General features: G+C 63.4%; 8 protein-coding genes. 5 read left to right on the top strand and 3 right to left on the bottom strand.

The features are described from left to right. Positions 1–13 precede the first annotated feature (13 nt). Both JEY66_RS30640 and JEY66_RS30635 read right to left on the bottom strand, forming a co-directional pair. A complete protein-coding gene (locus JEY66_RS30640) occupies positions 14–1,516 on the bottom strand; it encodes a sensor domain-containing diguanylate cyclase (RefSeq protein WP_016845422.1) in 1,503 nt (500 codons plus the stop codon). A gap of 162 nt (positions 1,517–1,678) precedes the next feature. After that, positions 1,679–3,385, bottom strand: coding sequence for a methyl-accepting chemotaxis protein (locus JEY66_RS30635; protein WP_018270578.1), 1,707 nt, complete (start codon positions 3,383–3,385; stop codon positions 1,679–1,681). A gap of 337 nt (positions 3,386–3,722) precedes the next feature. Here JEY66_RS30635 and JEY66_RS30630 point away from each other — a divergent pair, with 337 nt between their 5' ends. From JEY66_RS30630 to JEY66_RS30615, 4 genes are all read left to right on the top strand, one after another. After that, a complete protein-coding gene (locus JEY66_RS30630) occupies positions 3,723–5,105 on the top strand; it encodes an ethanolamine ammonia-lyase subunit EutB (protein ID WP_016845411.1) in 1,383 nt (460 codons plus the stop codon). 129 nt (positions 5,106–5,234) lie between these two features. Beyond that, positions 5,235–6,821, top strand: a complete 1,587-nt coding sequence (locus tag JEY66_RS30625) for a B12-binding domain-containing radical SAM protein (protein WP_018270579.1) — start codon at positions 5,235–5,237, stop codon at positions 6,819–6,821. Positions 6,822–6,825: 4 nt separating this feature from the next. Further along, positions 6,826–7,620, top strand: a complete 795-nt coding sequence (gene eutC / locus JEY66_RS30620) for an ethanolamine ammonia-lyase subunit EutC (protein ID WP_018270580.1) — start codon at positions 6,826–6,828, stop codon at positions 7,618–7,620. A gap of 197 nt (positions 7,621–7,817) precedes the next feature. Beyond that, positions 7,818–10,202, top strand: a complete 2,385-nt coding sequence (locus tag JEY66_RS30615) for an efflux RND transporter permease subunit (protein ID WP_018270581.1) — start codon at positions 7,818–7,820, stop codon at positions 10,200–10,202. A 95-nt stretch (positions 10,203–10,297) separates the two neighbouring features. Here JEY66_RS30615 and JEY66_RS30610 read toward each other — a convergent pair whose 3' ends face one another. Next, complete coding sequence (locus JEY66_RS30610; protein ID WP_026192497.1) at positions 10,298–10,801, bottom strand: hypothetical protein; 504 nt, start codon at positions 10,799–10,801, stop codon at positions 10,298–10,300. 405 nt (positions 10,802–11,206) lie between these two features. Here JEY66_RS30610 and JEY66_RS30605 point away from each other — a divergent pair, with 405 nt between their 5' ends. Then, complete coding sequence (locus JEY66_RS30605) at positions 11,207–11,443, top strand: hypothetical protein (protein WP_026192498.1); 237 nt, start codon at positions 11,207–11,209, stop codon at positions 11,441–11,443. Positions 11,444–11,534 lie beyond the last annotated feature (91 nt).

The raw sequence follows: 11,534 nt of genomic DNA, 5'->3' as shown, positions 1-11,534 counted from the left end.
AATGCGGCCGCGATCAGGCGACGTGCCGCTTGCCCGATTTGTCCCACCCGATCGGGCTGACGATGACGCGGTCGCGGCCTTCACGCTTGGCTTGATAGAGCGCGAGGTCTGCGGCCTTGAGCAGATCGCGCGACGTGCGCTCGTGGTCCGGGACGAGGCAGGACAATCCGATGCTGACAGTCGGCAACTCAGGCTCGGATTCCCGCGCAGCCGCCAGCTTCGCGCGAATCCGTTCGGCAATTTCCAGGGCGCCCGTCTTGCCGATGCCCGGCAGCAACACCGAAAATTCCTCGCCGCCATAGCGGGCACCGAGATCGGTTGCACGCTTGGCGCTGCTTGCGATGCACCGTCCCACGGTGGTGAGCACGGCGTCGCCGGCCTGATGCCCGTACGTGTCGTTGTAGATCTTGAAATGATCGACGTCGATCATCAGAAGCGACACCGGCGCCTTTGCGCGCATGCCACGGCGCCATTCGACGTCAAGGGTATCGTCGAGGCGACGGCGGTTGGCGAGGCCTGTCAGTGCATCCGTGCTCGCGAGGTGCGCGAGCCGGTCTTCCGCGGCGGCCCGCCGCTTGAGAGCGGCCACCAGGTAGAACATCAGGACGATCGAGAAGCCGCAGAGCGCTGCAACCACGCTGCCGATCAGCCAGAGCTGTTGCCACCAGTCGGCATAGATGCCGTCGAGCGCGAGACCCTCGGCGATGAGCAGGCGATTGTGGCCGACTGCCTGGAAAACATAGAGCCGGCTGACATGGTCGACGATCGATTTCGTGATGTAGGAGCCGGATTGTCGTGCCGGAAACTGCTTGAAGACCAGAGAGTCCTTGATGCTTTGCCCGATCTTGCTGATGTCGAACGGGGCGCGCATCAGTATGACGCCATCGCTGTTGAACAGCGCCATGCTGTCGCCGAAGCCGAAGTTCAGCTTGCGAAACAGATTGTGGAAATAGCTGAGCCGCATGCTGCCCGCGACCACGCCGGCAAAGGAGCCGTCGTCATTGTTGATGCGGCGGCTGAGGCTGATCAGATATTCGCCATCCGAAGTAATCCACGGAGCACTGATGAACAGTCCGCTGTCCGCTCGCGTCTGATGCGCCCGGAAGAAGTCTCGATCGGCGAAATTTGCGGTCCGCGGCGTCAAGGTCCTGGAATCGAGCGTGACGTCCCCCGCCGCATTCAGCACGAGGATCGAGCCGAGATCCTTGGCTGTGGCGGCGCGGTCGAACAGCACGACCTGGCGAAGCTCCGGGCTGATCTTGCCGAGCTCCGGCAGCTTGACGCCGTCGGCGACCGCCTGGAGCGAGAGGTCGTAGAGGTCGATGTTGCGGTCGATCTCGCTGGCGATGGAGGCGACGAGGTTGGTCGCACCTTCCTTCGCATGCCGATAGTCCTTGCTCGCCATTTCCCAGAGAATGGATGCGCAGATCGCCGAAAAGCAGAGAACGAGGCCGATCCCGAGCGCAAGGAGCCGTTTGGTCGGCACCGCCTTCGGCTTTGGCAAAAGCCCGTTCATTGCTCTCTTCCACTTTCCCGCGCAGTGACGCTTTCTATGGAGGCATCAAATTGAGAAATGCGACCTGAAGCGGACGCAATTTGCGTCCGAGCGTTGGGAGAGTCTTAACCATCCAGATTGCCGAAGCCCTGTCGCGGGGCCTCGCAACATCGCGCGATCCGCTCAGGTTCCGGTCCGCTGCAGGCCGTCGGCCGCGTCGCTGCGCAGGTTGCGGAAGAACTGCTCGACCTCGCGCGACAGCGTCTCGGCGGTTGCGGTCAGATCGTTCGAGGCCGCGAGCACCGATTCCGCCGCCTTGCTGGTCTGGTCCATATCATCGCGGAGCGAGCCGACATTGGTAACCAGGGTCTCGTTGCCCTGGGCGGCCATCTGGGCGTTGGCGGAGATTTCGCGCGTCGCCGCGTCCTGCTGGCCGATCGCGCTCGCGATGTTCGCGGTGACGTTGCTGATCTCGCGCACCGCCTGGCCGATCTCGCGCACGGCGGCCACCGAGTTGCGGGTCGAGGCCTGGATCAGGCCCACGTTCTCGCTGATCTCGGCGGTTGCCTTCGCGGTCTGGCCGGCCAGCGCCTTGACCTCGTGCGCGACGACGGCGAAGCCACGGCCGGCATCGCCGGCGCGGGCGGCTTCGATGGTGGCGTTGAGGGCGAGCAGGTTGGTCTGCTCGGCGATCGCCTGGATCAGGCTCAGCACCCCGTCGATGCGCTGGGTGGTTGCGGCAAGGCCCTCGATCTCGGTGATCGAGCGGTCGGTGCGCGCACCGGCCTGATCGACGGCGCCGGACGACTGCTTGACCTGGCGGCCGATCTCCTCGACCGAGGCGGAGAGTTCTTCGGCCGCGCCCGCCACCGCGGAGACGTTGCTCGAGGCCTGTTCGGTGGCGCCTGCCGCCGCCACCGCCCGGCCGCTGGCGTCCGACGCGACGGTTGCGATGGTCTGCGCGGTTTGACGCATCGTCGCTGCGTTGTCGTGCACCGCGCGGAGCACCTCACCGATCGTGCCACGGAACGCTTCGACGAAGGTCTCGATATGCCGACCGCGCGCGTCGCGAGCCTCGGACTCCTGTACGACCTGCGCGTTGAGGCTGCGATTGCGGTCCATCGCGTCCTGGAAGACCTTGATGGCGTGTGCCAGTGCGCCGATTTCGTCGCTGCGCCCGACATGGGGTACTTCGACATGGTCGGCGCCCTCGGCGACGCGCTTGATCGTCGTGGTGATCTGCGACAGCGGCCGGGCCACCGAGCGAGCGATGATCAGCACGCCGAGTACCACCACGATCAGGGCCGCGGCGCCGAGGCCGGTCAGCACCAGCGCCATCGTGCGGTTGGTGTCGGTCTCCCGCGCCAGCTTCTTGCTGCGCTCGGCATAGACCTTGGAGAGCGCCTCGAGATCCTTGTTCAGCGCGGTGCGCACATCGCGGTTGGCGTCGTTGTCGCCCCACTCCCGCCCGGCTGCGGCGCCGATCTCGATGCCGCGGCGTACCAGCTCTTTGCGAAAATCGATGAACTGCTCGATGCGCTTCTTGAACACCGCGAACTGGGCGGCGTCGTCGGCCTGCACCAGCATTTCCCAGTTCTTGACCACGCCGAGAATGCGTTCGTTGAACGCCAGCAGCCCGTCGCCGTATTTCTTCACCGCTGCCGGATCGGTCGACATGTAGATGCCGCGGGATTCCATCACCACGGCATAGACCAGTGAATTGACCCGCTCGACATTGAGTGCGGCACGGCTTGCAAGGTCGACGGCCTTGGTCAGCTCGGCATTACGCCGCGCATTGTATTCGGACAGGAAGGTGATGGCCGCGGTCAGCGCCGCAATCAGCGCAAACGTCGAGTACAGCCGGGCAGCAAGCGAGAATCGGGATGCCATTGGAGGCCGGGACATGGAGATGGGAGATGTGACGGGGGCGGGCATTGCGGGCACTCCAAGAGGCCGGGGAGTACCTTCGGCCGATTAAAGCTTATGCAAAATTTTCATGGACAATTTCTTAACGCGCGAGATTTGTGCAGCCGCAGCCGTTAAAATCTGTAAATAATCCCAATGCCTTATGGGCCGCTTTGAGGCTGCCGGGTGCTCGCGGCTTACAGCCGAGCCGATGATGCGCCGCCGTCACCGGCAACGGCGCCAGCATGCGGGGCGAAGCCGATGGCACGCCTTTCGCAAAGAGGTGCTAGATTGCGCTGTCCCAGCCCGCGACGAACCTCCCATGCTCTATCGTCACACCATCGACGCCACCAATTACGCATTCGACGATCTGCGCATCCTGCTTGCCAAGGCCTCGCCGCCGCGTTCAGGCGACCGCCTGGCCGGCATCGCGGCCGACAGCGCGGAGGAGATGATCGCAGCCCGGCTTGCGCTGGCCAATGTTCCGCTCAAGCAATTCCTCGATGAGCCTGTCATCCCCTACGAGGCTGACGAAGTCACCCGCCTGATCCTCGACAGCCACGACGTTGTCGGCTTTCTGCCGGTGTCGTCGCTCACCGTCGGCGGATTCCGCGACTGGCTGCTGTCGGATGCCGCCAGCGGGGAAGCGATCAAGAGGATCTCGCGCGGCATCACGCCAGAGATGGTTGCGGCGGTGTCGAAGCTGATGCGCAACCAGGATCTGATCCTGGTCGCGAAGAAATGCGAGGTGACGACCCGCTTCCGCAACACCATCGGCTTGCGCGGTCGAATGAGCACGCGGCTGCAGCCGAACCATCCTTTCGACGATCCCAAGGGCATCACCGCCTCGATTCTCGACGGGCTGCTGCTCGGATCGGGCGATGCCTGCATCGGCATCAATCCGGCGAGTGACGATCCGAACGTGATCGGTACGCTGCTGCGGCTCCTGGATGACATCATCACGCGGCTCGAGCTTCCGACGCAGGGCTGCGTGCTGACCCATGTCACGACCACGCTCGGACTGATCGGGCAGGGGGTGCCGGTCGATCTCGTGTTCCAGTCGATCGCCGGCACCGAGGCGGCCAATCGCAGTTTCGGCGTCGACCTCTCGCTGCTGCGGGAGGCCCGGGAAGCCGGGCTGTCGCTGCGCCGCGGCACGGTCGGTGACAATGTGATGTATTTCGAGACCGGGCAGGGCTCGGCGCTGTCGGCCAATGCCCATCACCAGGTTGACCAGCAGACGTGCGAGGCGCGGGCCTATGCGGTGGCACGCGCGTTCGATCCACTGCTCGTCAACAGCGTGGTCGGCTTCATCGGTCCTGAGTACCTCTATGACGGCAAGGAAATCATCCGCGCCGGGCTCGAGGACCACTTCTGCGGCAAGCTGCTCGGCCTGCCGCTCGGGATCGACGTCTGCTACACCAACCATGCGGAAGCCGATCAGGACGATATGGACAATCTCCTGACACTGCTTGCGGCCGCCGGCGTGAACTTCATCATGGGCGTGCCGGGCGCGGATGACGTCATGCTGAACTATCAGTCGACATCGTTTCACGATGCGCTCTATGTCCGCGACCTGTTCGGCCTGAAGCGGGCTCCCGAATTCGACGACTGGCTCGCGCGCGTCGGCCTTGCCGGGCAAGACTTTCGCCTCCTTGCCGACGCGGGGCGGCTGCCCGATCTCGCTGCCACGCTGCTGACCTGAGGGGGATAGCGAAATTCTGCAGAGCAACTATCTCGCCGATGTGACGTTAGTAAGTGCCACAATGTTGAAGAATTTCTGGCCCAGCGTTCCACGCCATGGTTAGATTTGCGGGTGCTTCGGGGTCGATTGATGAGAGCTGAGGGCATAAAGACAATTCGGCGTATCCTCTGCGTCTTTCCGCGCTATACGTCGTCCTTTGGGACCTTCGAGCACGCCTACCCCCTCACTGACGGCGTCAAGGCGTTCATGCCGCCGCAGGGCCTGCTGCTGATCGCCGCATACCTTCCCGAGAACTGGCCGGTGCGTTTCATCGACGAGAACCTGCGTCCGGCGACGGCGGAGGATTTCGAGTGGGCGGATGCCGTGTTCGTCAGCGGTATGCACATCCAGCGCCAGCAGATGAACGACATCTGCCGTCGCGCGCATGACCATGACCTTGTGGTCGCGATCGGCGGCCCGTCGGTCAGTGCTTGCCCGGACTACTATCCCTCATTCGACTACCTCCACGTCGGCGAGCTCGGCGATGCGACCAATGAGCTGATCAAGCGTCTGGCTGATGATACCAGCCGTCCCGACGAGCAGGTGGTGCTTAAAACCATCGACCGTCTGCCGATGACGGATTTCCCGCTGCCGGCCTATGAGCTCGCCGAAACCAAGAAGTATTTCCTCGGCAGCATCCAGTTCTCCTCGGGCTGCCCCTATCAGTGCGAGTTCTGCGACATCCCCGGGCTCTACGGCCGCAATCCGCGCCTGAAGTCGCCGCAGCAGATCATCGCCGAGCTCGACAAGCTGCGCGCGTGCGGTGCCACCGACACCGTCTATTTCGTCGACGACAATTTCATCGGCAACCGCAAGGCGGCGAGCGAACTGCTGCCGCACCTGATCGAGTGGCAGAAGCGCACCGGATATGTCACGCGCCTCGCTTGCGAGGCGACGCTCAACATCGCCAAGCGCCCCGAGATCCTGGAGAAGATGCGCGAAGCCTTCTTCGTGACCATCTTCGTCGGCATCGAGACGCCCGATCCCGACGCGCTAAAGGCCATGCACAAGGATCAGAACATGATGGTTCCGATCCTCGAGGGCGTGCGTACCATCAATTCGTTCGGCATGGAGGTCGTCTCCGGCATCATCATGGGGCTCGATACCGACAAGCCCCAGACCGGCGACGCGTTGCTCTCCTTCGTCGAGGAGTCGCGGATTCCGCTGCTCACCATCAACCTGCTGCAGGCGCTGCCGAAGACGCCATTGTGGGATCGGCTCGAAAAAGCCGGGCGTCTGATCGATGACGAGGGCCGCGACTCCAATGTCGAGTTCCTGCTGCCCTATGAGGACGTGGTCAGCTCCTGGCGCAAATGCATGGAAGTTGCCTACGAGCCGAATAAGCTGTTCGCGCGCTATTTGCATCAATGCAACTACACCTATGCCAATCGCATCAAGGTGCCGGTCAGCCCGGAAATGAAGAGCTGGGCCAACATCCGGCGCGGCCTGATCATGCTCCGCAACATCTTCTGGAAGGTCGGCGTGCTCGGCGACTACAAGCGCGTGTTCTGGAGGTTTGCGCTCGGCCGGCTCAAGCGCGGCGACATCGAGGGGTTGATCTCGGCGACGCTGGTTGCGCATCATTTGATCACCTTTGCGCGTGCAGCCTCCAGCGGCCGGCAGAACGCCTCGAACTACTCGATCCGGCTGCGCGAGGCTTCCGTCCCCGCCGAATAACAGCATGACGACACCGCCGGCGCCCTTGTCCCCCTCGCTTGCCGATCTGCGCGAGCTCACACCGGCGCGCGTCGGTCTCGGCCGGTCCGGGGCCAGCCTGCCGACCGATGCGCTGCTGTCGTTCACGCTCGACCATGCCCGCGCCCGCGACGCCGTCCACGCCGCCTTTGACGTCAGCGGGATTGCGGCCGGTCTTGCCGGCCTCGGCATCACCCCGCTTGAGGTGTCGAGCCAGGCGCACAGCCGGCGCGACTATCTGCGGCGGCCCGATCTCGGGCGCATGCTGGATTCCGATTCGCGGCGCTCGGTCGAGAGCAGCGGCATCGCCGCATGTCCCTGCGCCATCGTGATCGGTGACGGTCTGTCGCCGACGGCGGTCAATGTGCATGCCGTCGAATTGATCCGGCATCTCGTGCCGCGCCTTGCGGCCGACAACATCGACGCCGGCGCGGTGATCGCAGCGTCCGGCGCGCGGGTCGCGCTCGGGGACGAGATCGGCGCCATCATCGGCGCGCGCATGCTGGTGATGCTGATCGGCGAACGGCCCGGGCTGTCCGCACCCGACAGCCTGGGCGCCTATCTCACCTTCGCGCCGCGAATCGGCCTCACCGACGCCGACCGCAACTGCATCTCCAACATCCACCACGCCGGACTGAGCTATGCGGAAGCCGCATTCAGGATTTCGTGGCTTGTGCGCGTGGGCTTGGCACGCCAGATCACAGGGGTCGCGTTGAAAGATGAAAGCGGCGGTGGATCGTCGAAGAATGCGCTACCAGGGTGTGACAAATCAGATACTTAATGGCTGATATCGGCGGTTCCCCGTCGATTTCCCTCGCCCCTCGCGCTTGCGAGCAACGGGGTGGGCAGGTAAAACCGGCGCCGGTCAATATTCGCGTGTTTTCAAGGACTAGCGCCGATCAGTTGCGCTCACCCGCCTCATTCGCGCCCCTAGACCCAAGCTAGACAGATTGAGCCGTTTTCAGAACTGGACAGGGCATGCTCGAAAAGAATTCCGAAAGTCAGGTCCACGTCGAGAAGATCGAAGAGCCGCGGTCGGGCCTCAGCATCGCGTTCGGGATCGAGCGTCTCGGCCTGATCCCGATGCGGGCGCCGATCCTGTCCTGCGTCGTCCTCGTTCTGTTGCTGATCGGCGCGGTGTTCGGCGTGCACCGGATCAAGATCGACGACTCGCTGTCGCAGCTGTTCCGCTCCGACTCCAAGGACTACAAGCAATATGAGGCGGTGACCAAGCGCTTCCCGGCGACCGAGTTCGACGTCCTCGTCGTGGTCGAAGGCAAGACGCTGCTCGCCCGCGACAATCTCGAAAAGCTGCGCGACATGGTCACCGACCTGCAGCTCGTCGAGGGCGTGCGCGGCCTGGTGTCGCTGTTCTCCGCGCGCCAGGCGCCGGAGCCCGGCAAGCTGCCGGCGGCGCTGTTCCCGAATGAACTTCCCGAGGGTGCGGCCTACGACAAGTTCGTCGAGACCGTCAAAAGCAACGAGATCATCCGCGGCAAGCTGCTGTCGGAGGACGGCACGCTCGCGCTGATCGTGCTGTCGCTCGAGCCCGAAGTGGTCGGCAGCAACAAGCTCAGCAAGGTGGTCGGCGACATCAGGAAGATCATGGCCGACGATCTCGGCGGCAGCGGGCTCAATGCCCAGCTGTCCGGCGTGCCGGTCATGCAGCTCGAGATCCGCAACGCGGTCGAGCGCGACGGCCTGACCTACAACATCCTCGGCATCCTCGCCGGCTGCATCATCGCCATCATCTTCTTCCGCAAGATATCCTTCATGGTGGCGGCGGCGTTCCCGCCGATGATCGCGATCCTGCTCGCGCTCGGCGGCCTCGGCTGGGCCAATTTCAATCTCAACATGTTCCTCAACGTGATGACGCCGCTCATCATGGTGATCAGCTTCTCCGACTCGATGCAGCTGACATTCGCGGCGCGCGACCGGCTGATCGCGGGGCAGGACAAGTTCACCGCGTTCAAGAATGCGGTGCTGGTAGTCGGACCGGCCTGCGTGCTGACGCACGGCACGGCCGGAATTTCCTTCATCGCGCTGCAGTTTTCGGATTCCGACCTGATCCGCAAGTTCGGCGAGGCCGGGCTTGCGGCGACCATCATCGCACTGATCGCGGTGCTGTCGCTGGTGCCGGTGTTCGGCGTCCTGTTCGTGCGCAACGAGAAGATCTTTGCGGTCAAGTTCCAGAGCGCGGATGCCGGCGTGCAGGCGCTGCGCAATTTCTGCTATTGGATCGCGGTGCGCATGGTCGGCCGTCCCGGGCTGTTCAGCCTGCTGGCGCTGATCGTGGTCGGCGGCCTCGGCATCATCTACGCCAATCTCGAGCCGCGCTACCGGCTCGCCGATCAGGTGCCGGACAAGCGGCAGGCGGTGGCGGCGTCGAGCCGGCTCGACGCCAAGCTGACCGGCGCCAATCCGGTCGATGTGCTGATCGAATTCCCCAAGGGACAATCGCTATACTCGCCGGAGACCTTGAAGACGATTGCCGATGTCCATGCGATGGTCGAGGACTCTGCCGGCGTCGGCAACGTCTGGTCGCTGGAGACCTTGCGGCGCTGGCTCGCCGAAAAGGCCGGCAGCAATGATGTCGCGACGCTGAAGGAATATGTCGACCTGATCCCTGAACACCTGGTGCGCCGGTTCATCGACAAGAATCAGGATGCTGTCGTGGTGTCGGGCCGCGTCCCGGATGTGGACTCGAGCCAGTTGCTTCCGGTGGTGAACAAACTCGATCATTCGCTAGACAAGGTGCGCGCCGAGCATCCCGGCTACGAGATCGCGGTCACGGGTCTGTCGGTGATTGCCGCACGCAACAGCGCCAGCATGATCGAGAAGCTCAACCACGGCCTCACCATCGAATTCCTGCTGGTCGCGATCTTCATCGGGCTCGCGTTCCGCTCGATCGTGGTGATGTTCTCTTGCATCCTGCCGGGCATCTTCCCGGTGGTGCTGTCGGGCACCGTGCTGTGGCTGCTCGGGGAGGGGCTGCAATTCGCCAGCGTTGTGGCTTTGACGGTGTCATTCGGCCTCGGCCTCAGCGCCACCATCCACTTCCTCAATCGCCTGCGGCTCGAGACCAAGCCGGGTGTCACGCCGGAACTTGCGGTGGAGCGCGCCACCGTCCTGGTCGGTCCTGCGCTGATCCTGACCACGGTGGTGCTGGCCTGCGGCCTCGTCGTCACCGTGTTCTCAGACCTGCCGTCGCTGCGCCTGTTCGGCTGGCTCAGCGCATTCTCGATGGTCGCAGCCTTGGTCGCGGACCTCTTCATCCTGCGGCCGACCTCGATGTTCCTGATCAATCTGTCGCAAAAGCTCCGCGGCAGGGGCGGCCAGCCTGCGCCGATCGAAAAGGCCTGATCGACGAGCAATCAAAGAGCCGCAGCAAAAAGGCCCGGTTCCGAAGCGTTCGGAACCGGGCCGTTGTGTCTTGTGGGCGCAATCGGCCGGGAGCGTCAGCTCTTCGTCATCGTGATCGAGACGCCGCGAATCTCGCCCTTGGAGTCGATCTGTACGACCTGCTTGGAGCCGTTGGTCTGCAGGTTCAGGTTCGCGGCAAAGCCGGACGCCTCGACGAACACGTCGATCCGCCCGCCGCCCGCGGTGCCCTGCAGATTGCCGAAGATGTTGCGGCTCGCCTCGCTCCAGTTGCCGGAGATCCGGTCGCCCTGGCTGGTGACGTCGCTGGAGAGGTCGAACTTGTAGCTGTCGCTGGCGCAATGCAGGGACTGTTTAAGGCTCATGCCCGATGGCGCGACCTTGTAATCCGCCTTGCAACGAATCCGTTCAGTCGTGCCGTTGGACAGCGCCACCGTGCCCGTTCCGGTCCACGAGCCGGCAAAACCGGCAAACGGCCCGCTGGCCTGGGCGTGGACGGCAGAGGCAGAGAGCATCAGTGCGGCGCCGACGCCCACAGCCCTGAGAGCCTGACCATAAAGGCTGGAACCAAACAGTTTCATTGTGAATTTTCCCATCAAAATCAACGCTTCCTACGCAAGAAAACGTCTCGCCGCATCGAAGGTTTAGTGTCACCGAAGAATGTTAGGTTCAAACGACAGAAACGGCGCGCGGCGCCGATATTGTCATCGAACAGAATCAGAAACCGTCGGCTTCGTGACGGCATCTAGCTTTGCGCAACTGCTGTCCGCAATAGCCGAGCGCGACAAAGTGATGGCACGAATCGTCATTGCGAATCAATGGCTTATGTAGGGGTTTACAGCGCCGCAAATTTAGCCGCATTTAACGGTGCTTGTCGTCAATCCGTTGCCGCGATACGTGGCGTCTGCAATCCCCAAAATCCGTCCCGGCCGTGCCGAAGCGCTTTTCGGGAACAGATTTTCTGCTGTCGGAAATGAAGGAATACGATGCGTAAATTTCTCTTGGCTCTTGCCCTGTTGTCGATCCCGCTCTCGTCCGGCGCCTTCGCCCAGCAGCAGACGCGCGGGACACCCGATGAGCAGAAGGCCTGCACGCGCGACGTGCAGCGTCACTGCCGCGCCGTGATCGATCAGGGCGATTTCACCATTCTCGCCTGCCTGCAGCAGAACCGCACCAAGATCAGCGCCGCCTGCGACCAGGTGCTGAAGACCCACGGCCAGTAAGGCCGCTTCAGGTCCCATGGACCGCTGCAAGGCCCGTGCTCGGCATCTGTGCCGGCCACGGGCTTGGTATGCTGGCGGTCACAGACAGCAT

The organism is Bradyrhizobium elkanii USDA 76 (genome assembly GCF_023278185.1).
Classification (GTDB): Bacteria; Pseudomonadota; Alphaproteobacteria; order Rhizobiales; family Xanthobacteraceae; genus Bradyrhizobium; species Bradyrhizobium elkanii.
The sequence above is the reverse complement of the archived record's forward strand: the minus strand, read 5'-3'. Positions and strand labels throughout refer to the sequence as shown.

What these genes read in the sequence shown, in the direction of transcription:
- JEY66_RS30630 (WP_016845411.1), top strand. Translation starts at nt 3,723, where the DNA reads ATGCTCTATCGTCACACCATCGACGCCACCAATTACGCATTCGACGAT.
- JEY66_RS30610 (WP_026192497.1), bottom strand. Translation starts at nt 10,801, where the DNA reads ATGAAACTGTTTGGTTCCAGCCTTTATGGTCAGGCTCTCAGGGCTGTG.
- JEY66_RS30615 (WP_018270581.1), top strand. Translation starts at nt 7,818, where the DNA reads ATGCTCGAAAAGAATTCCGAAAGTCAGGTCCACGTCGAGAAGATCGAA.
- JEY66_RS30635 (WP_018270578.1), bottom strand. Translation starts at nt 3,385, where the DNA reads ATGGCATCCCGATTCTCGCTTGCTGCCCGGCTGTACTCGACGTTTGCG.
- eutC (WP_018270580.1), top strand. Translation starts at nt 6,826, where the DNA reads ATGACGACACCGCCGGCGCCCTTGTCCCCCTCGCTTGCCGATCTGCGC.
- JEY66_RS30640 (WP_016845422.1), bottom strand. Translation starts at nt 1,516, where the DNA reads ATGAACGGGCTTTTGCCAAAGCCGAAGGCGGTGCCGACCAAACGGCTC.
- JEY66_RS30625 (WP_018270579.1), top strand. Translation starts at nt 5,235, where the DNA reads ATGAGAGCTGAGGGCATAAAGACAATTCGGCGTATCCTCTGCGTCTTT.
- JEY66_RS30605 (WP_026192498.1), top strand. Translation starts at nt 11,207, where the DNA reads ATGCGTAAATTTCTCTTGGCTCTTGCCCTGTTGTCGATCCCGCTCTCG.